The sequence below is a fragment of the Haloarchaeobius pelagicus genome (genome assembly GCF_051207375.1).
In the GTDB taxonomy this organism is placed as follows: Archaea; Halobacteriota; Halobacteria; order Halobacteriales; family Natrialbaceae; genus Haloarchaeobius.
In genome coordinates, this window is the sequence record NZ_JBPJZD010000001.1 from 1,581,321 (window position 1) to 1,605,821 (window position 24,501).

Annotated in this window: 28 protein-coding genes; 12 read left to right on the plus strand and 16 right to left on the minus strand. The window is 66.4% G+C overall.

The features are described from left to right. Positions 1-8 precede the first annotated feature (8 nt). The gene (locus ACSC1S_RS08315) at positions 9-737 is read right to left on the minus strand and encodes a sporulation protein (RefSeq protein ID WP_435363909.1); all 729 of its coding nucleotides are present in this window, start codon (positions 735-737) and stop codon (positions 9-11) included. 117 nt (positions 738-854) lie between these two features. On the opposite strand from ACSC1S_RS08315, the gene ACSC1S_RS08320 reads away from it, so the two are divergent. After that, positions 855-2,123 (plus strand): M24 family metallopeptidase, encoded by a 1,269-nt coding sequence (locus tag ACSC1S_RS08320; protein WP_435363910.1) that lies wholly within the window; start codon positions 855-857, stop codon positions 2,121-2,123. Between the two features lie 14 nt (positions 2,124-2,137). On the opposite strand, the gene ACSC1S_RS08325 is transcribed toward ACSC1S_RS08320, so the two are convergent. Further along, entirely contained in the window at positions 2,138-3,451 is a 1,314-nt protein-coding gene (locus tag ACSC1S_RS08325; RefSeq protein WP_435363911.1) for an MFS transporter, read from the minus strand. A gap of 153 nt (positions 3,452-3,604) precedes the next feature. Between ACSC1S_RS08325 and ACSC1S_RS08330 the strand changes: the two genes are divergently transcribed. From ACSC1S_RS08330 to ACSC1S_RS08340, 3 genes are read left to right on the plus strand one after another with little or no spacing between them, the layout of a single operon-like run. Continuing rightward, entirely contained in the window at positions 3,605-4,294 is a 690-nt protein-coding gene (locus tag ACSC1S_RS08330; protein WP_435363912.1) for a class I SAM-dependent methyltransferase, read from the plus strand. 19 nt (positions 4,295-4,313) lie between these two features. Beyond that, the gene (locus tag ACSC1S_RS08335; protein WP_435363913.1) at positions 4,314-5,402 is read left to right on the plus strand and encodes a phosphotransferase family protein; all 1,089 of its coding nucleotides are present in this window, start codon (positions 4,314-4,316) and stop codon (positions 5,400-5,402) included. Positions 5,403-5,459: 57 nt separating this feature from the next. Further along, on the plus strand, positions 5,460-5,834 hold the full coding sequence (locus ACSC1S_RS08340) for a CBS domain-containing protein (protein ID WP_435363914.1): 375 nt from the start codon (positions 5,460-5,462) through the stop codon (positions 5,832-5,834). Positions 5,835-5,851: 17 nt separating this feature from the next. On the opposite strand, the gene ACSC1S_RS08345 is transcribed toward ACSC1S_RS08340, so the two are convergent. Further along, entirely contained in the window at positions 5,852-6,835 is a 984-nt protein-coding gene (locus tag ACSC1S_RS08345; RefSeq protein WP_435363915.1) for a twin-arginine translocation signal domain-containing protein, read from the minus strand. Between the two features lie 159 nt (positions 6,836-6,994). Between ACSC1S_RS08345 and ACSC1S_RS08350 the strand changes: the two genes are divergently transcribed. Next, a complete protein-coding gene (locus ACSC1S_RS08350) occupies positions 6,995-7,195 on the plus strand; it encodes a hypothetical protein (protein ID WP_435318388.1) in 201 nt (66 codons plus the stop codon). On the opposite strand, the gene ACSC1S_RS08355 is transcribed toward ACSC1S_RS08350, so the two are convergent. The 8 genes from ACSC1S_RS08355 to ACSC1S_RS08390 form a co-directional block, all read right to left on the minus strand. Then, positions 7,177-7,662 carry a GNAT family N-acetyltransferase gene (locus ACSC1S_RS08355; RefSeq protein ID WP_435363916.1) on the minus strand — a complete coding sequence of 162 codons (486 nt, stop codon included), beginning with the start codon at positions 7,660-7,662 and terminating at the stop codon, positions 7,177-7,179. The genes ACSC1S_RS08350 and ACSC1S_RS08355 overlap by 19 nt on opposite strands. Before the next feature lie 64 nt (positions 7,663-7,726). Then, a complete protein-coding gene (locus ACSC1S_RS08360; protein WP_435363917.1) occupies positions 7,727-8,257 on the minus strand; it encodes a hypothetical protein in 531 nt (176 codons plus the stop codon). 55 nt (positions 8,258-8,312) lie between these two features. Then, positions 8,313-9,200 (minus strand): DMT family transporter, encoded by an 888-nt coding sequence (locus ACSC1S_RS08365; protein ID WP_435363918.1) that lies wholly within the window; start codon positions 9,198-9,200, stop codon positions 8,313-8,315. Next, complete coding sequence (locus tag ACSC1S_RS08370) at positions 9,201-9,911, minus strand: ABC transporter ATP-binding protein (RefSeq protein WP_435363919.1); 711 nt, start codon at positions 9,909-9,911, stop codon at positions 9,201-9,203. Continuing rightward, positions 9,908-10,660, minus strand: coding sequence for an ABC transporter ATP-binding protein (locus ACSC1S_RS08375; RefSeq protein ID WP_435364597.1), 753 nt, complete (start codon positions 10,658-10,660; stop codon positions 9,908-9,910). Before ACSC1S_RS08375 ends, ACSC1S_RS08370 begins: the two co-directional genes overlap by 4 nt. Before the next feature lie 53 nt (positions 10,661-10,713). Further along, positions 10,714-11,820 carry a branched-chain amino acid ABC transporter permease gene (locus ACSC1S_RS08380; RefSeq protein ID WP_435363920.1) on the minus strand — a complete coding sequence of 369 codons (1,107 nt, stop codon included), beginning with the start codon at positions 11,818-11,820 and terminating at the stop codon, positions 10,714-10,716. Between the two features lie 13 nt (positions 11,821-11,833). Then, positions 11,834-12,790, minus strand: coding sequence for a branched-chain amino acid ABC transporter permease (locus tag ACSC1S_RS08385; RefSeq protein WP_435363921.1), 957 nt, complete (start codon positions 12,788-12,790; stop codon positions 11,834-11,836). Positions 12,791-12,844: 54 nt separating this feature from the next. After that, positions 12,845-14,152: an ABC transporter substrate-binding protein gene (locus ACSC1S_RS08390; RefSeq protein ID WP_435364598.1), complete on the minus strand. Its 1,308-nt coding sequence runs from the start codon at positions 14,150-14,152 to the stop codon at positions 12,845-12,847. Positions 14,153-14,317: 165 nt separating this feature from the next. On the opposite strand from ACSC1S_RS08390, the gene ACSC1S_RS08395 reads away from it, so the two are divergent. After that, positions 14,318-15,157, plus strand: coding sequence for a proline dehydrogenase family protein (locus ACSC1S_RS08395; RefSeq protein WP_435363922.1), 840 nt, complete (start codon positions 14,318-14,320; stop codon positions 15,155-15,157). 29 nt (positions 15,158-15,186) lie between these two features. On the opposite strand, the gene ACSC1S_RS08400 is transcribed toward ACSC1S_RS08395, so the two are convergent. Together ACSC1S_RS08400 and ACSC1S_RS08405 are read right to left on the minus strand one after the other, a co-directional pair. After that, positions 15,187-15,933, minus strand: a complete 747-nt coding sequence (locus ACSC1S_RS08400) for a helix-turn-helix domain-containing protein (RefSeq protein WP_435363923.1) — start codon at positions 15,931-15,933, stop codon at positions 15,187-15,189. A 111-nt stretch (positions 15,934-16,044) separates the two neighbouring features. Beyond that, the gene (locus ACSC1S_RS08405; protein ID WP_435363924.1) at positions 16,045-17,154 is read right to left on the minus strand and encodes a M24 family metallopeptidase; all 1,110 of its coding nucleotides are present in this window, start codon (positions 17,152-17,154) and stop codon (positions 16,045-16,047) included. Between the two features lie 177 nt (positions 17,155-17,331). On the opposite strand from ACSC1S_RS08405, the gene ACSC1S_RS08410 reads away from it, so the two are divergent. Beyond that, a complete protein-coding gene (locus ACSC1S_RS08410) occupies positions 17,332-17,688 on the plus strand; it encodes a hypothetical protein (protein ID WP_435363925.1) in 357 nt (118 codons plus the stop codon). Between the two features lie 68 nt (positions 17,689-17,756). Continuing rightward, the gene (locus tag ACSC1S_RS08415) at positions 17,757-18,764 is read left to right on the plus strand and encodes an LLM class flavin-dependent oxidoreductase (RefSeq protein WP_435363926.1); all 1,008 of its coding nucleotides are present in this window, start codon (positions 17,757-17,759) and stop codon (positions 18,762-18,764) included. Positions 18,765-18,774: 10 nt separating this feature from the next. Here the strand turns inward: ACSC1S_RS08415 and ACSC1S_RS08420 are convergent, their stop codons facing one another. Then, positions 18,775-19,311: a GNAT family N-acetyltransferase gene (locus ACSC1S_RS08420; protein WP_435318400.1), complete on the minus strand. Its 537-nt coding sequence runs from the start codon at positions 19,309-19,311 to the stop codon at positions 18,775-18,777. 153 nt (positions 19,312-19,464) lie between these two features. Here ACSC1S_RS08420 and ACSC1S_RS08425 point away from each other — a divergent pair, with 153 nt between their 5' ends. Both ACSC1S_RS08425 and ACSC1S_RS08430 read left to right on the plus strand, forming a co-directional pair. Next, positions 19,465-20,022 (plus strand): class I SAM-dependent methyltransferase, encoded by a 558-nt coding sequence (locus ACSC1S_RS08425; RefSeq protein ID WP_435363927.1) that lies wholly within the window; start codon positions 19,465-19,467, stop codon positions 20,020-20,022. Between the two features lie 160 nt (positions 20,023-20,182). Then, positions 20,183-20,326 (plus strand): rubrerythrin-like domain-containing protein, encoded by a 144-nt coding sequence (locus tag ACSC1S_RS08430; RefSeq protein ID WP_261651367.1) that lies wholly within the window; start codon positions 20,183-20,185, stop codon positions 20,324-20,326. Between the two features lie 84 nt (positions 20,327-20,410). Here the strand turns inward: ACSC1S_RS08430 and ACSC1S_RS08435 are convergent, their stop codons facing one another. Both ACSC1S_RS08435 and ACSC1S_RS08440 read right to left on the minus strand, forming a co-directional pair. After that, complete coding sequence (locus ACSC1S_RS08435; protein WP_435363928.1) at positions 20,411-20,866, minus strand: DUF7992 family protein; 456 nt, start codon at positions 20,864-20,866, stop codon at positions 20,411-20,413. A gap of 46 nt (positions 20,867-20,912) precedes the next feature. Further along, positions 20,913-22,418 (minus strand): cryptochrome/photolyase family protein, encoded by a 1,506-nt coding sequence (locus ACSC1S_RS08440; RefSeq protein WP_435363929.1) that lies wholly within the window; start codon positions 22,416-22,418, stop codon positions 20,913-20,915. Positions 22,419-22,593: 175 nt separating this feature from the next. Between ACSC1S_RS08440 and ACSC1S_RS08445 the strand changes: the two genes are divergently transcribed. Both ACSC1S_RS08445 and ACSC1S_RS08450 read left to right on the plus strand, forming a co-directional pair. Continuing rightward, positions 22,594-23,559, plus strand: a complete 966-nt coding sequence (locus tag ACSC1S_RS08445) for an ABC transporter ATP-binding protein (protein WP_435363930.1) — start codon at positions 22,594-22,596, stop codon at positions 23,557-23,559. A gap of 55 nt (positions 23,560-23,614) precedes the next feature. Then, positions 23,615-24,457: an ABC transporter permease gene (locus tag ACSC1S_RS08450; protein WP_435363931.1), complete on the plus strand. Its 843-nt coding sequence runs from the start codon at positions 23,615-23,617 to the stop codon at positions 24,455-24,457. The last annotated feature ends 44 nt before the right edge of the window (positions 24,458-24,501 follow it).

Sequence of the window (24,501 nt, forward strand, 5' to 3'; positions counted from 1 at the left end):
TCGTCCGTTCAGGCGTGCTGGCGGACGATGGTCTCCAGCTGGTCGCGGATACTGTCGCGGTCGGGCTCGCTGAACGTGAACCTCGCCTTCGACTCGTCGGTATCGGCCCACTCCGAGAGCACCCCGCCGCGTCGGTCGATCTCGAGCATGACCGTCACCGAGTCCTGGCCGGGCACACAGATGACCTCCAGCTCGTCGAGCTTACCGCGGAACTCGCCGCTCTGGGGTTTGAACTCGAACTCCTGGGCGTAGGGCTGTGTGCGACCGAACGGGGCCTTCTCGACCTCCGCGCTGTAGAAGCTGAACCCGAGCGCCTCGACCGCGTCGAACAGCGCCTGCATGCGCTCGTCGGGGCGGACCTCGATGTGGTCGGTGTCCTTGGGGTCGACCGCCCAGTCGATGTCGAGGCCGGTCTTCAGCCACACCTTGACGTTGCCCATCGTCAGTGGGGTGCCGTAGGGGACCGTGATGTCGACGGTCTCCTCGCGGCGTTCGCCCTCGCCGATGGTGAAGTTCTGGCCGACCTGGAACTTGTCGATGACGGCCTGTGAGTACCCGTCCTCGGTCCGGTAGCGCGTCATCAGCGCGAAGTACATGTTCTCGATCTCCTGCTCGGCCGACCCACCCTCGACCTCGACGGTGGCTTCGACGGTCTCCCCCGGTGTGAGGGAGGTCTTCGGGAAGATGGTGTCGACGTTGGCGGAACCGATTCCCACGCTGGAGAGCACTCGTTTCATCTCGGGCCAGAATACTCCCAAACGTATCATAAATCTTTGGTGAGTGTTCATACACCTCGTCGCCGTGTGGGGGTCTGTCACCGTAGTTTGATATGGATTACCCGGGTAGTCCTGTGTATGTACGACCGAACCTTCATGGAAGGGACGCGGGGCACCCAGGCGGTCGACTGGGAAGAGCGCATCGACGTGAAGCGACTGCGTGAAGAACGGTACGCGAAGGCGCTCGCCCGCCTGGAAGACTCCGACCTCGGCTCGATGCTGCTGGTCTCGGACCCGAACATCCGGTACGTGACTGGACTCGCCATGACCGGCGGCTCCGGCGCGGACCACTACACCCTGCTCACGGAGGAGGGTGACATCGTCCACTGGGACACGGCCGACCACGCGAGCAACCAGCGGTTCAACTGTCCGTGGCTCCACGACATCCGGTATGCGTGTCCGGGTCTCGGGAACGTCCCGCGGGCGTCCGGCTCGGACTCTGCCCGGAGCTTCCTGAAGCAGAAGATGGCCGACCTCGTCTACGAGGCGATGGAGGAGTACGGCGTCCACAAGGAGCCGATGGGACTCGACGTCGGGAATCAAGGTCTCATCTCCGCGTTCGAGAACAACGACGTGGAGGTCAAGACCAAGGAGTGCGTCGACCTGATGCACGACGCCCGGAAGGTCAAGACCAAGGACGAGATCGAGTGCCTGCGGCAGGTCGCTGCCATCTGTGAGGCAGGCTTCCAGCAGGTCGTCGAGAACGCCCGACCGGGCAAGCGCGAGTCCGAGGTCTGGGGCGATGTGACGAAGGAACTCTGGCGTCACGGCGCGTTCGTCGGCGGTGGCTACCTGACTTCCGGCCCGAACACGTGGCCGAAGCACCAGGCCAACACCACGGACCGGATGATCCGCCCCGGCGACATCGTCTACGCCGACATGTACAACATCGGCTACCTCGGCTACCGTTCGTGCTACTACCGGACCTTCTCCATGGGCGAACCGACGCAGGCCCAGAAGGACGCCTACGAGATCGCCCGCGACAACCTCTACGACGTGCTCGACCGCATCGAGCCGGGCGCGACCACCGACGAGATCTGCAAGGGCTTCCCGGACATGGAGGGCGAGCACGCCGACTGGTACGGCGCGACCGACCACTGGCAGATGACCACCAACCACTGGGCGCACGGGCTGGGTCTCCAGCTCTACGAGGTCCCGCTCATCTGGCGCGGTCTCTCGCCCGACCACCCCATCGAGATCGAGGAGGGTATGACCATGGCCGTCGAGACGATGGAACCCGCCGACCGCCAGGGCGTCCGCGTCGAGGAGATGGTCGTCGTCCGCGAGAACGGCGTCGAAGTGCTGAGCCAGTGGCCCGTCGACGAGATCACCCGCATCGACTACTGAGTCGCCAAAAACAGCTACTGCGACCCGGCCGCGACCGCCTCGCTTTTCTCCGGCTCAGTGGATTCCCGCTGGTGGAGCCACACCGCACAGGCCAGCGCGATGAGCCCGTTCAGCGTCGCGATACCGAACGCGACGCGGTAGCCGAACAGCGAGTAGACCCGGGAGCCAGCGACTAGCTCGCCGGTCCAGAAGGCGTCGAGCGCCGCACCGAGGATGGCCGGGAACACCGCGCCCCCGAAGAATCCGAGGGCGTTGACCGCGCCCGTTGCGGTCCCGCTGACTGCGCCGTCGAACCGCTCCCGGACGACGGTGTAGGCGAGCGTGAAGCCCCCGAGGAGGAACATCATGATGAAGAACGCAGCGCCGACGACCACGAGCGGGGGCGTCCCGAGAGCCGCGATGACCCCGTAGGCGAGGGTGTAGACGACCGCGGCGACGACGATGAGCTCGGTCCGGCGGCCGAGCCAGTCCGAGAGCCAGCCCATCACGGGCGACCCGACCACGAGCCCGGTGTTCCCGAGCAGGGTGAACACGGACGCCTCCGAGACCGAGAGGCCGTAGGCCTGGACGAGGTAGGGAATCCCCCAGAGGCCCATGACGGTGAAGTTCGTCCCGATGACGAAGAAGAGCATCCCACCGAGGACCCACGTCTCGCGCTCGGAGAGGACGAGTTTCGCGTTCTGGACGGTCTCACGGGGCGTGATGTCGGGTGGGTCGGCCGCGCCCTCGATGGGGTCCATCCCGGCGTCCACGGGGTCGTCACGGACCGCGACGTAGATTGCAAGGGTCCCGACGAGCCCGACCGCACCGACGGTGAGGAACGCCGAGCGCCAGCCGTACTCCGCGACGAACAGGGCCAATGGGGTGGTCGCGATGATGCCCCCGACCGCGGAGGCCGAGAGCGTCATCCCGGCCACCGTCGCGAACTCGCCCGTCTCGAACCAGTTCGCGCAGAACCGCAGGGTGGCGATGTAGATGACGCTGGCCCCGACACCGATGAGCGCCCGGCTGGCGAACCCGGCCAGGTAGGTGTCGCTCACCGCGAACCCGAACACGCCGAGGGCCATGACGAGCGAGCCGATGGTCGCCACGCGCCGGGTCCCGGTCTGGTCGGCGAGCATCCCGGCCACGAGTTGCATCGGCGCGTAGATGTAGAAGAACGAGGCGTGGAGCAGCCCCAGTTCCGCGGCGCTGGTGTCGAACACCTGGGTCAGGTCGTCGGCGAGCACGCCCGTCGAGACCCGGTGGAAGTTGACGAGCATGAAGGCTGCGGCGAGTGTGAACCAAGCCAGCCACCGTCGCCTGGTGGGGTCGCGCCAGAGGGACATGACTATCTCGACCGTCTCGCCGAGACGAGAAAGAACTGTGGGACGAAGGTAAGATAGCGTCCGTGTCGGCCACCGGGTCGGGGGTCGAGAACCCTGTCAGTCGGTCTCATACTCCCCAAACTTTGAACCACCACCCGTCGGAACGTCATCTCAATGGTTAAGAAGGACGCCGTCCGGCAGGGGTACGACGAGGTCGCTGTGGTCCACGACGAGGAGCGAGACGACGCCGGTCGTGGGATGGCCATCCTCGAATCGTTCCTCGACTCGGTCGAGGACCCCGCTCGCGTCCTCGACGCCGGTTGCGGGAGTGGCCGGCCGGTTCTCCGTCGGCTCACCGAGGCATCGGACGCGGTGGGACTCGACATCTCCGGCGGGCAGTTACGACTCGCCCGGGAGAACGCGCCCGGCGCAGGACTGCTGCAGGGCGACATGACGACCCTCCCGTTCCCGGACGACAGCTTCGAAGCCGTGGTCGCGTTCTGGTCGCTCATCCACGTTCCCGAGGACGACCACCAGGCCGTCCTCGACGAGTTCGCCCGGGTGCTCCGGCCCGGCGGTCGGGCGCTCGTCTGTGAGGCGGCCGAGGCGTGGAACGGGCGGAACCCGGACTGGCTCGACGAGGGCGTCGAGATGCAGTGGAACATGGCCGGCGCGGCGACGACACGTCGCCAGCTCGTGGCCGCCGGGTTCGACGTCGAGGCGGTGTGGGGCGCGCCGACTGCACTCGAATGGGACCGGCGAACCCACAGCGACGACGAGGGTCCAGACGTGGAGGACGAACCAGACGACGCAGACGACGACTCCCCGTGGACGTTCTTCGCGGCCCGGCTCGGGAGTCAGTGAGTCCCCGAGAGGTACCGCTATGACCGACTCCACCACCTCCCTCGACACGACGGCACTCGAAACGTTCCTCGCGGGCGAACTCGACACCACCGTCACCAGTACCGAGGTCCTCGCCGACGGGCTCAACCTCGTCATCGCAGTCGAGACCGGGCGAGACCGATACATCGTCCGCCGGCCGAACAAGTTGCGCGAGACAGACTACATGAACGACGTTCGGACGGAGTACGAGGTCATGGAACGACTTCGCGACACGCCGATTCCCGCCCCGGGCCCGGTCCTGTTCTGTGAGGACGACGCGATACTCGGCGACTCGTTCCTCGTGCTGACGGCGCTTGACGGCGACCCGGTCCCGTTGGGGGCGGACCTGCCGGGGCGATTCCAGCACCCCTCGGCACGCGGCCGCGTCGGTGAGGTCCTGATAGACACGCTCGCCGAGATTCACGCGGTCGACACGGCCCCCTTCGAGGGCGTGTGTGCCCACCTGCGCCCACGCGAGCAGGTCGACCGCTGCATCCGCCACCTCGAAGCGGCGACGGCGGCGACTGGCCACGAGATTCCGGGCATCTGGGACGTGGCGGCGTGGCTCCACGACCACGCCCCCGACACTGGCGAGACGACACTGGTTCACGGCGACTTCAGACCCCGGAACGTCCTCTTCTCGGGCACCGACGAGCCAAGCATCACCGGCGTCCTCGACTGGGAGACCGCGATGCTCGGGGACCCACTGGTCGAACTCGGCTACCTCCTGCTGCGCTGGCGGGACGCGGGCGACCCGACCCCGTCGCTCGACGGCATCGAAGCACGCTACCCCGACCACGACGCGATAGCGCACCTGCGGGACGTGACCGAGAACGGGCTCAGTCCATTCACCGCGAAGCCGGGCAGTCCGACCCGGCGGGACCTGGTCGCCCGGTACGAAGACCGGACTGGGCACGCGTTCGAGAACCAGCGGTTCTACCGAGCTCTCGCCCCGTTCATGCTGGTGACGGTGTGGGAGGACCTCCATCGCCACCGCGTCGAAGCCGGCGTCAACTCCGCCTGGGAGCCCCACATCGAGCACATGGCCCTGCTCGCCGAGCAGGTGGTCGATGGCTCGCTCGACCTGTAGCTCGCGAATGCTGCTGGCGGGGAAACTGCCTTGGGTAGTGCGTCCGATTGTCTCTCCATGAGCTCAACCGATAGACCGACCGTCGAAGACGTGATGTCCACGCCGCTGGAGACGATATCGAAGGACGCGACCGTGATGGAAGCCACCCAGCGGATGCGCGAGCTGGACATCAGCGCGCTCGTCGTCCAGACCAACCCGCGGGCCATCATCAGCAGCACGGACATCCTCGACGCCGTCGCAAACGGCCAGGACGTGACGGAATTGAAGGTGTCTGATGTGATGACGCGAGACGTCGAGACCGCCTCTCCCGACCTCTACATGGAGGAGGTCGCCGCGATGATGACCACCTACGGCATCAAGCACCTGCCGGTCGTCGACGACGACTACGTCGGGATGATCTCCTCGACCGACGTGACCGCGCACATGTCGTAACTCCCCCGAGAAACAGCTTACTGCCCGGCCAGCACGGCCCGCTCGCTCCCGTCGGTCCCGGTGACGACGGCGGCGACCTTCCGGCCCGTCGTGGCCTCGGCCGGCACGCGAACCAGCAGCGTCGACAGTTGCACCTGCTGGGTGCACATCGCGTCCGTCTCCTCGACGGCAGCCCGGAGCCGGAGCCGGCGACCCTGTTCGACGCCCTCTGCAGCCAGCGACTCACAGGGGCTCGGGACCTGCTTCTCCAGCGCGAGGATGGCCTGCGTCGAGAAGTCGGTGTTCTCGACGAACGCGGCGTCCTCGGCCTGCCCGTCGAGCGTGAAGGCGTCCGCCGAGGTCAGCGTCCGCACGCGGAACTGCGGCCCCGACCCGTCGGAGACGGTCAGGCCGTCCTGGTAGAGTGCGTCGGTGTGATGGAGGTGCATCGAGCCGTGTTCGACCGGCTCGGGTGACTCGACCGCGAAGGTCGCCGGCGAGCCACCGCCGACGCTGAGCGAGACCTGTTCGGGGGTCGACGACCCGGATTCGACGCGGGCCAGCACCGTCTCGTAGGTGATCGCCTGTGCGCCCATCTCGGCCTCGTCGACGGTCGCGCTTACGCGCAGTTCCGTCCCCGCCCGCTGGACCGAATCCAGGGTGAACTCGGTCGAGATGCTGTCGAGGTACGTCTGGACGACGAGCAGGTCCTCGGAGGCGAGGTCCGTCCCGTCGATGAAGGCACGGGTCGCGTCGTCGAGTGCACCCGAGACGAACTCCTTGGCGGCGGTCTCGTCGGTCAGCACGGTCGCGTAGCGCTCGCCGACCGAGTCCGGCCCGATGCCGTCCACGACGACGAGGTCGTTCGCCCGGTAGCTGTGGGTCTCGAACGAGAGGTCCTGGGGGTCGGACCCGCCGGGAGAGTCGTCGGGGACGGTCGTCGCTTCTGTCAGGCAGCCCGCGGCACCCGCGATGGCGGCGGTACCGAGGGCACGGAGGAAGTTTCGGCGGTTCGTTCGCATACCTGGTGCGACGACACCTGTATATGAAGCCTTTCGGCTAGCTCAGAGAGCTATTTCACCGAAATCAACTGTCACGACGCTCGTAGTGAAGGTTTAGCGAATTGATGGCTCGGCGGAACGAAGGCTCAGAGATATGCTGGTTCACCCCCAACGGCAGGTATGTCTGGTGAACCGAACACCGGTGAGGAGAGCACGGACGAGGCGGAGAGTCGGGGGTGGGCGGACCTGGCCGTCGGGCTGCTGGCGGCGGTCACCTACCTCGTCGCGTCGCAGTCGCTTGGAACGGTCGAGTCGGTCGTGGCGGCTGCTGCTGTCGGCATCGCCGTCGCCGTCGCGCTGAACTACACCAGTTTCAGGTAGATGTTCTCCTCGTAGCTCTCGCCGCCGATGGTCGTGGTCGCCCGCTGGACCTGCTCGAAGCCGAGGCTCCGGTAGAACTCGTTCCCCGGTTCGTTGTCGGTGAGCACCATCGCCTCGACGCGGTCGGCCCCTCTGGTGGCGAAGTCGTCCGTCGCGAACTCGACGAGCGCGCGCCCGATGCCGTCACCGCGGTGGTCGGGGTCGACGTACACGCGCATCAGCGTCCCCGTGTCGTCGGCGAGGACCCCGTGTGCGAACCCGGCGAGGTCCCCCTCTGCGAGCGCGACGAGCACCATCGTATCGGCGGCCGCGATGTCCTCCCGCAGGCGGTCGTCACCGTACCACTCGTGGACGCCGTCGAGGATGCTCTCCCGGCTGATGATGTCCGGATAGTCCTGTTCCCACGAGCGTTCGGCGACTCGCTGTATCGACTCGATGTCGTCGACGGTGGCGTGCCGGTAGTCCATGCTAGTGGATAACGTGCGCGTGCCGGATGACTGTTACTCTGGGCGTCGCCCACGAGCCGCACACCTACGCGCCGTCTCTCTCGTCCTCCGTCGCGCGCCGGCGGATGATGGTGTCGTCGTCCACGTAGTAGACGAACCACTGGGTGAACCAGTCGGCGTGGACCTCGGTCGCGGTCTGGGTGCCGTTGGTCTCGCCCCCGGTGTTCGAGTAGCCGGTACAGCTGACGAGGACCTCGTACCCCTCGCCGACCTGCTCGACCGAGTGGACCTCACAGGAGAGTTCCACCTCGGAGTACTCGCTGTACCAGAGCTGGTTGTACGCCAGGTCGTGCTCGTGCTCGTGGACGAACTCGCGGGCCGTCTCGCGGGTCCACTCGTCGGGGCGCTCGGGCCGGGATCTGGGCCCCTCGGGGAACTCGACCTCGGTGTCGGGATAGCTGGTCCGGGTCGCGGACGAAGTGGTGGTCTCTGTGCCGGTCGTCGTCGCGACGGTCGTGTCGGTGCGACTGCCGAGCGAGCCGTCGAGACAACCAGCCAGGGCGGCGGTGCTTGCTCCGGCGAGGCCGGTGAGGAGGGCACGTCGGGTTCGGGCCATACTGTCAGAGTACTGTCTGACCGGTAAGTGCTTTGTCGAGGGTGAAAATCGCGTTTCAGTCGGATTCCGTGCTGACGACCCAGATACCCACGGCCATCACGGTCCCACCCGCGAGGAACTCCGGGCCGACCGACTCGTCGAGCAAGAGCACGCCCAGCACGGTCCCCACGACCGGCTGGGCGAAGAAGAACACCGCGACGGTGCCGGCGTCCACCGTCTCGATGCCGCGGTACCACAGGTACCACGCGGCCGCCGTGGCCGCGATACCGAGGTAGCCGACGGCCGCGAGGACGCCGAGGCCCGGAAGCGCCGGAAGACCGACCACGGCGAGTTCACCGGCGGCGAGCACCGCCATCATGGGGACCGACGCGGCCACCGAGTAGGCGGTCGTCGCCAGCGCCGAGTACTCGCGGACCAGTGGCGTCCCGTAGACGGTGTAGGCCGCCCAGGCGACGCTCGCCACGACCAGTCCCACGATACCGAGGAGGCTCCCGCCCGCGAGCGACGACAGGTCGTACTGCCCGGCGAGGACGACGACCGTTCCAACCACCGCGATGGCGACGCCGGTGGTTCGTCGGCGCGAGACGGTCTCGCCGAGGACGAGTGCACCGAGTGCGACGGTCGCGACCGGCGTCAGGATGGTGACCAGCGAGCCCTGGCTCGCGTTGGTCAGGTCGGTCCCGACGAACTGCGCCGCCATCGTGAGGGACACCCAGCCGGCGAGGCCGGCGACGGTGCGCCACTCCGAGCGTGGCAGTCGCTCGCCACGGAACCTGACCACCGGAAGCAACACGGCCGCACCGAGTGCGACCCGAAAGAATGCGAGCGTCAGCGGTGGGAGACTGTCGAAACTCCACTCGCTGACGACGAACATGCCGCCCCAGAGGGCGGCGGCGGTGAGCGGGGCGAGCGCGAACGCGAGTCCGCGCAGCCCCGACCGCATTCACCCACCGAGATAGAGTCGCGACACTTCGGGATTGTCGAGCAGGTCGCCGGCGCGGTCCTCGAACTCGACCGACCCCTGGTCGAGGACGTAGCCGCGGTCGGAGATACCGAGTCCTTCCTTGGCGTTCTGCTCGACCATCAGGATCGAGGTCCCGAGTTCGTTGACCTTCTTGACGTTCTGGAAGACGTCCTGCACGATGTTCGGTGCGAGCCCGGCGCTCGGCTCGTCGATGAGCAACACCTCTGGCTCCATCACGAGTGCCCGGGCGAGCGCCAGCACCTGTCGCTGGCCGCCCGAGAGCGTCCGTGCCTTCGCCTGTCGCTTCTCGTCGAGGATGGGGAAGCGCTCGTACAGGCTGTCGATGGTCGACTCCAGCCCGCTCTCTTTCGCGACGCCACCCATGCGCAGGTTCTCGTCGATGGTGAGCGAGCCGAACACGTTCTCGACCTGCGGGACGTAGCCGACGCCCTCGCGGACGAGGTCCTCGGGGGCGGTGTGGGTGATGTCCCGGTCGCCGACCATGACCTGGCCCTTCCACGGGTCGAGCAGGCCGAAGACGGTCTTCAGCACGGTCGACTTCCCGGCCCCGTTCGGGCCGATGATACAGACGATCTCGTCCTCGTTGACGTGCAAGGACAGGTCGTAGAGGACCTGTGCCTCGCCGTACCCGGAGTCGACGTCCTGGACGTCGAGTGCGCGCTGCGTCATTCGCCACCTCCGAGGTACGCCTCGATGACACGCGGGTCGTTCCGGACCTCGTCAGGTGTGCCCTCCATGAGGACACGGCCCTGGTCGAGGACGATGATGGGGTCCGCGAGGTCCATGATGAACGGCATGTCGTGCTCGATGATACAGAACGTCTGGCCCTCCTCGTTGAGCTCCTTGACGAACCGCTTGATGTCGTTCGCCAGCGTCGGGTTGACGCCGGCGACCGGCTCGTCGAGCAACAGCACGTCCGGGTCGGTCGTGATGGCACGCGCCAGCTCGACCAGCTTCAGCTGGCCGCCCGAGAGTTCCGTCGAGGGCTGGTCGATGAGGTGGTCGATCTCGAACCGTTCGAGCAGTTCGATGGCCTGGTCGATGTTGGCCGACTCCTCCTCGGTGACCTTGTTCGGCGAGGTGAACAGCGACATGACGGACTCGCCCACCTGCGGGCGTGGTCCGACCAGCATCGCTTCTCGCACGGTCATGCCTTCGAGCCGTCTCGGGGTCTGGAACGTCCGGACGAGGCCCGCCCGCGACACCTCGTAGGGTGCCGCGTCGGTGACCTCCTGGTCGTTGACGAACACCTGTCCGTCGTCGAGGTCGTAGAACCCCGACACGAGGTTGAACAGGGTCGACTTCCCGGCCCCGTTCGGGCCGATGAGACCCGTGATGGAGCCGCGTTCGACCTCCAGGGTCACGTCGTCGGTCGCCGTGAGGCCACCGAAGGACTTCTTCAGACCCTCAGTCCGCATGACCGGGTCGTCCTTGTTCAACTCGGCACCGGAGTAGTCGAGTTCGTCCAGGCTCACTGGGAATCACCCTCGTTCGACGGGCGTGCCCCGCTACGCTGCGCCCCGGGCCAGATGAGCTCCGACCGCGGGGGAAGCAGGCCGGCCGGCTTGTAGCGGACGACCATGATGATGAGCAGGCCCACGAGCAGCAGGCGCAGCGACGCGACGTCGAGGCCCTGGAACAGGTCCAACAGCACGGGAAGCCCCAGGGTGTCGGACATCCACTCGACGACGGACGGGAAGAACCGCGTCCCCTCCAGGATGGCGATGATGGTCATGCCACCCAGGATGGAACCACGGTTGCTCGCTGTCCCGCCCAGGATGACGGCGACCCAGATGTAGAACGTGGTCAGTGGGACCAGGTCCGTCGGGTCGATGTACAGGTTCAGGTGGACGTAGAACGCCCCGGCGATCGCCATGATGACGCTCCCGAGGACGAACGCCTGCATCTTCAGGTTGAACGTGTTCTTGCCCAGTGCCTTCGCGAGGTCCTCGTCGGACCGGATGGTCCGGAGGACCCGCCCCCACGGCGAACGCTGCATCCGCCGCAGCAGCAGGTAGACGGCACCGATGAGCACCGCGACGACGGCCAGATTGGTCGCCTCCTGGGTCAGCGGGAGCCCCTCGAACAGCCGCGGGATGCGGCTGATACCGGAGCTGCCCGCCGTCCACTGGTCCTCGTTCCGGATGACGAGCCGGATGACCTCCGCCAGCCCCAGGCTCGCGATGGCGAGGTAGTCCTCGCGCAGCTTGAGCGTGGGGATGCCGATGAGGACCGCGATGAACGCGCTCACCGCGATGGCGGTGAGGAATCCGAAGACCGGGTGGAGTTCGAGCCCCAGCGGCGAGTTCGGCGACGTCAGCAACGCTACCGAGTAGGCACCGACGCCCCAGAAGGCGGCGACGCTGAAGTTGATGAGGCCGGTGTAGCCCCACTGCACGTTCAGGCCCATCGTCAGCAGGACCCACGCACCGCCGAACGCGAGCGTGCGAAGCACGTACGGGAGCTTGAGCACGCCGAGAGCGAGCAACAGGAGCACCGCGCCAGCTGCGACCGCGATACCGGCGACGGCCACGCTGTCGTCCGCGACGGACTCCTTCATCGAATCGACGACGCTCATGTCAGATCACCCGTCACGTCGCATCACCCATGATGCCGCTCGGTCTGGTCAGGAGGATGGCGACCATCAGCAGGAACGCCACCGCCGGCGCGTAGTCGTAGCTGACCGGCAGGCCGTACTGGGCGAACAACGGGACCATCTCGTGGACCATCCCGATGACGAACCCACCGAGCATCGCGCCGTAGACGCTCCCGATGCCGCCCAGGATGACAGCCGCGAAGACGAGCAACAGGAGGTCGAAGCCCATGCGCGGGCGGACGAGCGCTTCCAGTCCGAGGAAGACGCCGCCGGCCGCCGCGAGGGCGGCCCCGATGACCCACATCGCGATGGTGACCTCACGGGTCCGGATACCGCTCACCCGAGCCAGCGAGGGGTTGTCGGCGGTCGCACGCATCTTCCGCCCCAGCGTCGTGTACTGGAGGAGGAGGTGTAGCGCACCGACGAGCAGCATCGCGATGACCACGATGGATATCTTCCGCGGGGTGATCGCGATACCGAGCGTGTCCTGCAGGGCCGGAATCGGCCCGGTCCGGGTCACGCCGAAGCGGGCACCGCCCGTCTCCAGCGGACTCAGGTACACCAGCGCCCGGTAAGAGAGCGCGACCCCGATACTCGTGATGAGCAACTCGATTGAGCCAGCGTCGGTGTTCTTCAGTGGTTCGTAGACGAGACGGTCGGTCACGATCGCGACGACGGCGGAGAGGACCATCCCGACGAGCAGCGCGGCGAAGAACCACACCGGAAGCCCGAAGACACCCGCGCTGCCCAGCATCGGCTGGAGGACGCCGGCGGTCCCGAGCGCGCCGAACGCGCCCACGGTCATCAGGTCACCGTGTGCGAAGTTCGCGAAGTCGGCGATGCTGTACACGAGCGAGAGACCGATCGCCCCCAGCACGATGATGCTGCTGTACACCACGCCGTTAACGACGTACTGGAACGGGTTGACACTCACCTGCAGGACGAGGCTCACGCTACCGACCCCCGTTGCAGTGTAGCCGACACCGAAGCCGTGTCCGTCACCATCTTAGCTGGTGATGTAGTCGCCGTAGTCGTACTCGTGGTCTGCGACGCTGTAGACCTGGTAGAAGCCCGGCGGGTCGCCGTTCTCGTCGAGGTCGACAGGGCCACTGACTCCCTGGTAGTTCACGTCGCTCGGGCTGCCACCGTCCTGGAGGATGGCGGCTGCCTCCTCGTAGGTGAACGCTTCCTGGCCCTCGGGACGGGTCACGTCGCGGACGACCTCCTCGATGGCCGGCCCGGTGAACTCGTCCGCTGCGGTGACCGCGATTGCCGCGACGGTGACCGCGTCGTACGCGTATGCGGACCAGACCGTCGGCGTCGTGTCGTACTCGCTCTCGAACTCCGAAACGAAGTTCTTGTAGTTCTCCTGGTCGGCCGGGGCGCTCTCGGTGATACCCTTCATGCCGTCGAGGCTGCCCTCGGGGGTGTTCCCGAGGATCTCCTCGGCGACGGTCGACTCCGCACCGAAGTAGTCGACCTGCTCGTTGTAGCCCTGGTCGAACGCGTTGTTGGCCATGACCGTGAACTCGTTCGCGTAGGTGAGGAACAGCCACGCGCTCGCGTCCGTGCCGGCCATCTCCGTCAGCAGGCTGCTGTAGGACGACTGGCCCTGGTCGTGGGGCTTGTTGTACGCGACCTCTCCGGGGAACGCCTCGGAGAAGACGCCCTGCAGGCCCTGCCCGTAGTCGTTGTTGATCCATGTGATCGCGACCGAGTCGTGCCCCTCGTCGGCGACGAACTGCGCGAGCGCCTTCCCCTTGGCAGCGCCACTCGGGCTCATCCGGTTGAGGCCCGCGCGGGTCGTGAGCTCTGGGCTCGTGGAGTTCTGGCTGATCTGGACCACGTCGGTCCCCTGGACGACGCTGTCGAAGATGGCGATGGACACACCACTGCCGACGGAGCCGAGGAGCAGCGGGACGCCGTCCTGGTTGACGAGCTTGGACGCCGCGTTCAGGCCCGCCTGGTTGGTACTCTCGTCGTCTTCGACCGTGATCTCGAGGGTGCCCTCACCGTTCGGGCCGACGCCGGCGTCGTTGATCTTCGAGAGTGCGAGTTCCTTTCCGCGCTTGTTACGCTTGCCGTACGGTGCCAGCGAGCCGGTGAGCGAGTCCACCATCCCGATGGTGTACGTGCTCATCCCACCGTCGCCGCCGGACCCGCCGTCGCTGTCATCGCTGTCGCCGCCGCCGCCGCCGCCTCCGCCGCCGCCGCCGGAGCCGCCTTCGGTGTCACCGCCGCTGCTTTCGAAACAGCCAGCGCTGAGAGTTGCGATTGAGACGCCCGTTCCCGCCAGAATCTTTCTCCGCGACAATTTCCGGTTTCTATCTGATTGCATGACGAACTGTACCACGCTACCACGAGACGGTGGTTAAGGTCGCCGCCGACCATGGTCGGGAGTCATTTTCATTCATGACACAGTGCCTGTAACGTATGGTCGGGTGGTGATTTAGGGGGGTACTAACCCGAGTATCGTGCTATGATACCGCCTATCGCGTCCAACTTCGTCGCGGGTGAGTCACCTGCGGCCGCGATCGAACACGCCGAACAGACTTCGACACGGGACGTCGGCTGCATCCTGAACCTTCTCGGCGAACACTACGAGGAGCGCCCGCCCGCGGATGCGGACGCGGACGAGTACATCGAGGTCGTCGAGGCCATCGCCGACAGCCCCGCAACGGCGTGCATCTCGGTCAAGCCCTCCCAGATCGGGCTCGACCTCGGCGACGACGTGTTCGCGGAGAACCTCGAACGCATCGTGACCGCCGCCACCGAGCACGACGTGTTCGTCTGGGTGGACATGGAGGACCACACGACCACGGACGCGACGCTCGACGCGGTCGAAGAACTGGGACGCGCGACCGACGGGAACGTCGGCGTCTGCGTGCAGGCGAACCTCAAACGGACCCCCGACGACCTCGAACGGCTCGCAGCGGTCCCGGGGAAGGTCCGCCTCGTCAAGGGAGCCTACGACGAACCGAAGGAGGTCGCCTACAAGAAGAAGGCCCGCGTCGACGAGCAGTACCGCCAGCTGCTCGAATACATGTTCCAGGAGTTCGACGACGGCATCGCGGTCGGCAGCCACGACCCCGAGATGATCGCCCACGCCCGCGACCTGCACGCGGAGTACGGGACGCCATACGAGATACAGATGCTCATGGGCGTGCGCGAGAGCGCGCAGTTCGACCTCGCCAGCGAGGACGTGGAGGTCTGGCAGTACGTCCCCTACGGCGACAAGTGGTTCCAGTACTTCTACCGGCGGGTCCGCGAGCGCAAGTCGAACGCGCTGTTCGCGCTGCGCGCCGTGCTGACCGGATAGCGCGATTCAGCGCCGAATCGGGGAGAAAATCAGTTCGATTCGGGGTCCAGCAGTTTCGATTCTGCCTTCCGCAGGTGTTCGAGCAGCGTGGTCTTCGAGACCTCGAGCTCCGAGGCGAGTTCGCGGGTCGAGACGCCGCGGGGCCACTGGTAGTAGCCGCGCTCGCGGGCGTGCTCGAACACTTCACGCTGGGTGTCTGTCAGCGAGTCCATCCGCCACCGCTTGTCGTTCAGCGGCGTGTCGAAGGAGGTGATGCTCGCCACCTCGATGTCCGCGCCCGCCTCCTCACGGACGGCGTCGAGTTCGGGTTCGACCTGGTCGCGGGTTCCCGAGAACACCACCTGCCAGGACTCTCGCCCGCCCTCGATGCGACACGGGGCGTTGTGGACGAACCCGTGCGAGAGCAGTGTGGGACACACCATATCACCCGGGTCGTAGTCCAGGAAGAACTCACGGGCGACGTTCCCCGGTGTCGTCGACTGCCCGGCGTAGTCGAAGCGTTCCTGTAACTCCTTGACCTCCCCTGTCAGTCTGGAGTCCTGGATGATCGCGAGCAGGTCCTCAACTTCGTCTGTCGTCTCCCCATACGCCGTGAACAGTCCGCGGACGGTCTGGTCGACCGACCCATTCGGGCCGTCGTAGATGGCGTGTGCGATGACGCCTCCGTCCACATCGTCCGTCGATTCACATGCCCAGCAGTTCGGGTGCCACAGGTCGAGCGTCAGCCGCGTTCCCATAAACCGCCCACCCTCGTTCGTCTGCGATGCGCCTGTCATGGGGGAGTAACTTGCGTCAAGCTATATGAAGCTAGTGCCAACAATTCCCATACTTTAATAAATGGACTGACAAGAACTCTGTTCGGTACGTTCGCCGCCGCTTGCGCCGCCTCAGAGCGATTCCCAGGTCCGCGGCGAGTGGTTCAGGCGCTCGCAGCCGTCGTCGGTGACGACCACGAGGTCCTCGATACGGACGCCGAACCGGCCGTCGAGGTAGATGCCGGGTTCGACCGAGAACACCATCCCGGGTTCGAGCACCTGGTCGTTCCCCTCGACGATGTACGGTGGCTCGTGGACGTCGAGGCCCACACCGTGGCCGGTCCGGTGGATGAACTCGTCGCCGTAGCCAGCGTCCTCGATGACCTGCCGGGCGGCCCGGTCGACTGCCTGTGCCTCGACCCCGGGCTCGACGGCAGCGACGCCGGCTTCCAGCGCCTCCAGGACGACCCGGTGGACCTCCTCGAACCCTTCGGGCGGGTCCCCTGCGAACACCACGGTCCGGGTCTGGTCACCGGGATAATGGTCAACGAACGCCCCGAAGTCGAGGACCACGGGGTCGCCACGTCCAATCTCCCTGTCGCCGTGGCTGTGGTGCGGTTTCGCCCCGTTGGGGCCCGAACCGACGATGACGTCGAAGGCCAGGCCGTCGCCGCCCGCGCCCGCCAGGGTGGACTCGATCTCCTCCGCGAGTTCGCGCTCGGTCAGGCCGACCGCCGCGCCGCCCAGCTTGCGGACCTCTTCGCTGGCCTGGTCGGTCACCTCGGCCGCCCGCCGGAGTGCATCGAGTTCGGTCTCGTCCTTGCGCAGTCGCAGGTCGTCGAACACCTCGCTGGCGAGCCCGAAGGTCGCGTCGGGGAGCGCGGCTTCGAGGTCCTGCGTGAACCTGGCCCACATCGTGTCGTCGACGAGGAGGTGGCCCCCGGCGAGGTCGAGGTCGCCCGCGATGGTCTTCACAGCCTCGACGGGGTCGTCGCCGTCGGCCCACGTCCGGACGTCCGTGACCCACGACTCGTCGCGAATCTGGGAGGCGTACAGTTTCGGGACGAGGAAGACCGGCTCGCCGGTGTCGGGCACGAACAGGAACAGGTGGCGCTCGGCTGGCTCCTCGTGGAAGCCACTCGCGTAGTACAGGTTCGGACTGGGGAACAGCACCACGGCGTCCGCGTCGACGGCTTCGAGTCGCTCTTGACAGGCGCGGGCCCGTCGCTCGAAATCGTTCATGTCGGTCTAGTTGGTCCGGCAACGTGAAGTAGTTCCCGTGTACCGGTTTCTCCGATGTGATGTCGTGGTGTGGGGTCGGTGGCCCGGGTGTCCACGAATCTGTGATGTGCGACGAGAACGCAGTGCACTCCTCGACTCCCCTCGGTTTGATGTAACTGAACCTGCATCATCCAGTCGATGCGACGCCGTTCGAGAGACCCCAGCGAGAAGCTACCGAGAGCGGAGATAGTAGGCCAGTTCGCCGCTATCGGGTTCTTCGTCGGTGTGTTCACGTTCGCAGCGGGCGCACCACGGAGACGGGGCGGGCAGGGGCTGATCCCACCGAAGGTCAAAGGCGTCCTGTTCTTCGGCGGAATCGCACTCTGTCTCCTCTCTGTCGTCGTCGGGTTCCGGTACGGAACCTTCGCGCGCTTCAACACTCACTACAACGAGGAGACTGGCCGAATCGAAGGACACTGGATGGGCCGCATACAGGACCTCGTCGACCCGCCCGACTCGAAGGGCTCGGACGGCCCGAGCGACCGCGAAGACTGACCACCGAAACGTACGCCTCTCTGCCGATGGGGGAACGACTTTCAGGTATCCCGGCAAATTTCACGAGTATGAAACTCGGTACGGGACTGTTCACCTGCCAGCGACGTCCGGACGACGACCGGACCACGACGGAGATCTACGACGAGATGCTCGAACTCGGCCGGACTATCGACGAGGCTGGCCTCGACAGCATGTGGGTGTCCGAGCACCACTTCACCGAGGACGAGTACCTCCCGGGGACGATGCCCTCGCTGTCGGCGCTCGCCGCTCAGACCGAGAACGTCGAGCTGGGGACCTGCATCGCGCTCGCACCCCTGTACGACGGGGTTCGCCTCGCCGAGGACGCGGCGACGGTCGACCACGTCTCGCACGACCGGTTGACCCTCGGGCTGGCCATCGGCTCGAACCCGAGCGAGTTCGAGGCGTTCGGCGTCCCCATCGAGGAGCGCGCCGACCGGCTGGCCGACCAGGTGAAGCTCCTGCGGGCGGCGTGGTCCGAGGGACCGCTCGACTACGATTCCGAGTTCCACGACATCGACCCCTCCGTGACCGTCACGCCGAAACCGGTCGACAACGACGTGCCCATCATGCTCGGCGGGGCGGCGAAGCCCGCGGTTCGCCGGGCGGCACGGGAGGCCGACGCGTGGTGTGCGCCCTCGAAGCTCTCCATCGGCGGCCTGAAGAAGCGCGTCGAGGACATCCGGAACGTCCGCGACGAGGAGGACGTCGACGGCGACTTCGAGGTCTACATCATCAAGCACGGGTTCGTCGCCGACTCGAAGGAGGAGGCGTGGGAAGCGATGAAGCCGGGCTACTTCTACATCCAGCGTCGCTACGCCGAACTGTTCTCCGGCGACGCAGTCGACGAACTCCCCGAGGAACGCAAGGAAGAGCTGAAGAAACAGGCCATCTACGGGACGCCCGAGCAGGTCGTCGACCGTCTGGAGAAGTACCGGGACGCGCTGGGCGACGACGTCCACGTCATCTTCCGCACCTACCACCCCGGTATCGGGACGGAGACGATGAAAGAGTGCATCGAGCGCCTCGGGAGCGAGGTCGCCCCGGAACTGCGGTAGGACAGGCGTCTCACTCGGTCTTCTCGCGCCACTCCGCCTCCAGCAGCCCCCAGCTCAGGAGGTCGTGATAGCGCCCATCGACGAACGCGGTCTTCCGGGCGGTCCCTTCGTGCTCGAAGCCCGCCTTTTCAAGGACCTGCTGTGACGCCGCGTTCTGGCCGACCGTCTTCGCCTGCACGCGGTGCAGTCCCAGCGAGTCGAAGGCGTACTCGAGCCCGAGTTCGACCGCCGCCGTGGCGTAGCCGTTGCCACCCTCGCCGGGGAGCACGAAGTACGAGAAGTCACAGATGCGGGATTGCCAGTGGATCCGCTTGACCTGCAAGAGGCCGACCAGCCCGTCGGCGTCGATGGCGAACGGGACGTGTCGGTCGTCGTCGTGCCACCCCTGGACCAGCTCCTCGAACGGGCCTTCCGGCTGGGGTTCGACCGTATCGAGCATCCGCCAGACGTCGGGGTCGTTCCAGGCGGCCCGGAGCGCTGGCAGGTCCTCGGTCTCGATGGGACGGAGCGACACCCGCCCGTCGGAGAGGAAGGCGTGTTCGGTCATGGGTAGTGATGGCGTGCTGGCGAGAAAGAGGCGTCGGAGTCCATCTCGTCCCTGCGACCGGGCTGTCAGCTTCACTTGCGACGGTGGTGGGTGCCCGGTGGGTCGCCCCACGACGACCGGGAGGTTCTTTCCGCCGCCCCGCGAACTCCCGCCATGGGATTCCACACGTTCCCGGTCGACCGCGCCGAGAAACTGGAAGACGAATCGCGGTATCGCTACTGTTCCCGCGAGGAGCTCGTCGCCGCGCTCTCGCTCTCGGGGGCGGAGACGGTGGCCGACCTCGGGAGTGGCACCGGGTTCTACACCGACGACGTGGCCCCCTTCGCGGGCAAGACCTACGCCGTCGACGTCCAGAGCGAGATGCACGACATCTACCGCGAGAAGGGGCTTCCGGAGCGTGTCGAACTCGTCACGGCGAGCATCGGTGACCTCCCGTTCGGTGACGGCGAACTCGACGCCGCCTTCTCGACGATGACGTACCACGAGTACGCCGACGATGCTGCCCTCGCCGAGCTCGCCCGCGTCCTCGGTTCCGGTGGACGCCTCGTGACGGTCGACTGGTCGGGCAACGGTGACGGCGAGACCGGGCCGCCGACGGACGAGCGCTTCACGCTGGAGGAGGCCGTCGCGCACCACGAGGCAGCCGGGTTCAGCGTCGACGTGGCCAGCGAGCGACCCGAGACGTTCCTGCTGGCTGCCCGCCTCGACTGACCGCCTGCCACGACTAACCGCCCGCCCCGGGTTTCGAGCGGTGTGACCAATCGTCCACTTCTCGTGTTAGTATGTGTATAATGACCTATGATGGGTTCTATCAGTATACCCTTGTTACAGGATAATCCTTAATGGTGCGAACGGTTCACAATCGAGTACGATGGTACGAACCGACCCTTACACACCGACCCGATCCGAGTACGAGTGCGTCCGCTGTGGCTCGCGCGTCGAGTCCCCGAGCGCAACGTGCAATCACCCGCTCTGTGACGGCGAACTGCGAAACGTCGCCGTCTCGCGGGAGTAACGACCGACCGGCGAAACAGAACCCACCACGCGACTCCAGTCGGGTCGCACACCTCGATTCTATCCGTTTTCCGCGCCCTCGTCGCTAGAAGTCAGGCAGGTCCTCCGGTGGCTCGTACTCCGCCTCCCAGTCGATGTACTCGTTCTTGAGCACGTCACAGACGACCTGCCCGAGTTCGGTCAGGGCGGCGTTGATACCCGAGACGGTCCCCCAGGACTGCAGGTCCGGGTGGTAGTTCCGTTCCTTCCAGTCCTCGGGGATGCCGGGGGCGTGGTAGCCGACCCGGTCGGCGAAATCGTCCCAGAAGAAGTCGAAGCGCTCGAAGAGGTTCAGGTCGGCCGCGATCTCGAACTCCTGCTCGGTGAGGTCGGTGTGCTCGGCCCACTCGTTCCAGGACCGCTCCCACGCGCCCTCGCGGAGGAACGCTTCCAGCTCCTCCCGGCGGTAGTCCGCGTCGGCGGCGACCGTCGCGTCCTCGTACTCGTTCGGGTCGACGAACTCCAGCTCCGGCGGGGCCGGTGTCTCGACTGATAATCCCATACCACTTGATACGAACCGGGCGAGGATAAGGGTACACGACTGCGAGCTAGAGGGTCCCGTCGGCACCCATCTCGCGGACCTCGGCGGCGCGTTCGCGGATGGCCGCGAGTTCGTCCGCGGACTTGCGGTCGACGTGGGAGTACTGCAGGCCCATCCGGTGGTTCGACCGGAGCGTGTCCTCGTGACGGTCGAGGAACTCCCAGTAGAGGGAGTTGAAGGGACAGGCATCTTCTCCCGTTGTAGCGTCCTCGTCGTAGGGACAGTCCGCACAGTAGTCCGACATCTTGTCGACGTAGTTCGCCGAGGAGACGTACGGTTTGGTCGAGAGCACGTCGGTCGCGAAGCTGCCCATCCCGACGACGTTGGGCGTCGTCACCCAGTGGTAGGCGTCGGCGAAGCCGAAGTGGAACCAGCGGTTGAGTTCGTGCGGGTCGGCACCGTACAGGGTCGCGAAGTTCGAGAGCACCATCAGGCGCTCGATGTGGTGGGCGTAGGCGTGGTCCCAGACGTGGCCGACGCACGCCGAGAGACAGCGCATGTCGGTCTCGCCCGTGTAGTACGCCTCGGGCAGGTCGTGCTCGTGGCCGAGCTGGTTGGCCGCGGCGAGGTCGGGCATCGTTCTGCGATAGACGTGCCGGACGAACTCGCGCCAGCCGATGACCTGCCGAACGAAGCCTTCGACACTCGGGAGGGGTGCCTCGTCAGCCTCGTACGCCTCGATGGCAGGCTCGACCAGTTCCCGGGGCGTGAGCAGCCCGAGGTTGAGGGCGGGCGCGAGCAGCGCGTGATTCAGCGACCACGACCGCCGGAGCATCGCGTCCTGGTACGGGCCGAACTGCGGGAGGCGGTTCTCGATGAAGTCGTCGCGGGCATCGAGCGCCTGCGCTCTCGTGACCGGCCACGCGAACCCCTCGCCGTCACCCCACGTCTCGAACTCGTCGGCGACCCACGCCTGCACCTCGCGGGTGGTCTCGTCGAGGTCGAACTTGGGCGGGTCCGGGAACCGGACCTCGGGCCGGGGGAACTCGCGGTTCTCGTCGTCGTAGTTCCACTCGCCGCCCTCGGGGTCGTCGCCGTCCATGAGGTACCCGGTCTCGCGGCGCAGCAGCCGGTAGAAATCCTCGTGTTTGAACGACTCGCGGTCGCCCGCCCAGTCGTCGAACCGGGCTTTCGAACAGAGGAACAGCTCGTTCTCGACGATTTCGAGGTCGCCGCCAGCCTCGGCGACGAGTTCTCTGAAGCGGTCGGCCGCGCCGTGGCTCGCGGGCTCCAGCAGGACGAGGTCGTCGTCGGGGTACTCTTCGAAGTGTTCGGCCAGGCCCTCGCCGAACGTCTCCACCTGCCGGTAGTCGACCTCGTATCCCTGCGCTCGGAGCCGGTCGCGGAAGTGCCGCATCGCGCTGAACACCAGCGTCAGCTTCTGCGCGTGATAGGGCATGCGCCGGGCGAACCCGTGTGCCTCTATCATGAGCACGGAGTCCTCGCCCGGGTCTGTCGTCGCGAGCGGCCCGACCGCGGTGGTGAGCTGGTCGCCGAGCACCCAGATGGTCATACCGGAGATGGGGTCGGCATGGGCAAAAACACGGGGCCGAACGAGGCAGTCGGAGACCCGGGAGGACTCACGAACCGGTCCGCGCCCGTTCGATTCACCATCGGCGAGATAATTTTCTACCCCAGAACCTATCACACTAATTTTATTATGTGTCGAATTGACGGCCCAAACGGACATGCCCGCCATCGAAACGTCCGCCCTGACGAAACGCTTCGGCGACGACGTCGTCGCCGTCGACTCCCTCGACCTCCGCGTGGAGGAGGGGGAGATATTCGGCTTCCTCGGCCCCAACGGTGCCGGGAAGTCGACGACCATCAACATGCTCCTCGACTTCCACCGACCAACCTCCGGGTCGGCCCGCGTCCTCGGCTTCGATGCACAGGACGAGATCGACGAGATCCGCCGGCGCGTCGGCGTCCTCGCCGAGGGGCTGGAACTGTACGACCGGCTCACCGCCAGAGAGCACCTGAACCTCTGTGTCGACATGAAGAACGCGGACGACGACCCCGACGAGGTCCTCCACCGCGTCGGCCTCGACGACGCCAAAGACCGCAAGGTCGGCGGCTTCTCGAAGGGGATGCAACAGCGCCTCGCGCTCGGGATGGCCCTCGTCGGCGACCCCCAACTCGTCATCCTCGACGAGCCCTCCTCCGGGCTGGACCCGAACGGCATCCAGCATATGCGCGAGATCCTCCGCGAGGAGGCTGCGAACGGGACGACCGTCTTCTTCTCCAGTCACATCCTCTCGGAGGTCGAGGCGGTGTGTGACCGCGTCGGCATCATGTCCGAGGGCGAACTCGTCACGGTCGACACCATCGACAACCTGCGCTCGCAATCGGGCGATTCGGGCGAGGTCGAACTCACCGTCGAGGTCGTCCCCGAGGGCCTCCGCGGGGAACTCGAACGGCTCGAGGGCGTCACGAACGTCCGCATCGAGGACGACGAGGTCACGGCCTACTGCAACTCCGGAACGGCGAAGATGGCTGCCATCCGGGCGGTCGACGACGCTGCGACCGTCACCGACGTGGTCGCCACCGAAACCTCCCTGGAGGAACTGTTCAACCAGTACACCGGCGGTGGCCGCGACGGCCGCGTGGAGGAGCGCGGTGAGACTGCCGAGAAGATGGAGGTGGTCGCATGAGCGAACGCGGTTCGCTCCTGCGAGTACGCCGGACCGCAGGTACGGAGGCACCGGCATGAGTCTCCAGGGCGTCGTCAAGAAGGACATCCTGGACGTCCGCCGCGCCAAGCTCATCTGGGGCGTCGGCCTCCTGTACACGCTCTTTACCGTCCTGTTCTTCTACGGGACCGGGTCGACCAGCGAGAGTGCCGGCGAACTCTCCAGCCAGCTGTTCTCGATGGCCGGAATCGCCGTGCTCGTCATCCCGCTCGTCGCGCTCGTTGCGGCCTACCTCTCGGTCGCGGGCGAACGCGAATCGGGCAGCCTGAAGTTCCTGCTCTCGTACCCGAACAACCGGCTCGACGTGGTCCTCGGCAAGCTCATCGCCCGGTCGGCGGTCGTCGGCGCGTCCGTCCTGTTCGCGTTCGTCGTCGGCCTCGGGCTCGGCTTCTACTACTTCGACAGCGTCGACCTCGGCACGTACTTCGGCTTCGTGGGTCTGACGCTGCTGTTCGCGCTCGTCTACGTGAGCATCGCGGTCGGTATCTCCGCGGCGACCAGTTCCCGGTCGCGCGCCATGGGTTCCGCCATCGGGACGTGGTTCGTCCTCAACGTCTTCTGGAACTCCTTCCCGGTCACGCCCAGCGATATCATCAACTTCGTCGCGGACAAGCTCGGCCTCGACATCTCCGATTCGGTCCTGCATTTCATCACCGCGCTCAGCCCGTCGTACGCCTACTTCGTCGCGCTCGACATGGTCTTCCAGGTGAACCCGGCGACCGGGAAGGGGATGGTTGACCGTCCGCATTTCACCGACTGGTTCCTCGAGCCCTGGTTCATGCTCGTCATCCTCGCGCTCTGGGCCGTCGTCCCCCTCGCGCTTGGCTACTGGCGGTTCGAGCGCGCCGACCTCGGGTAGGGCCGGTCTCGCTTTTTTGGGTCGCAGTCACACACCGGCAAGAG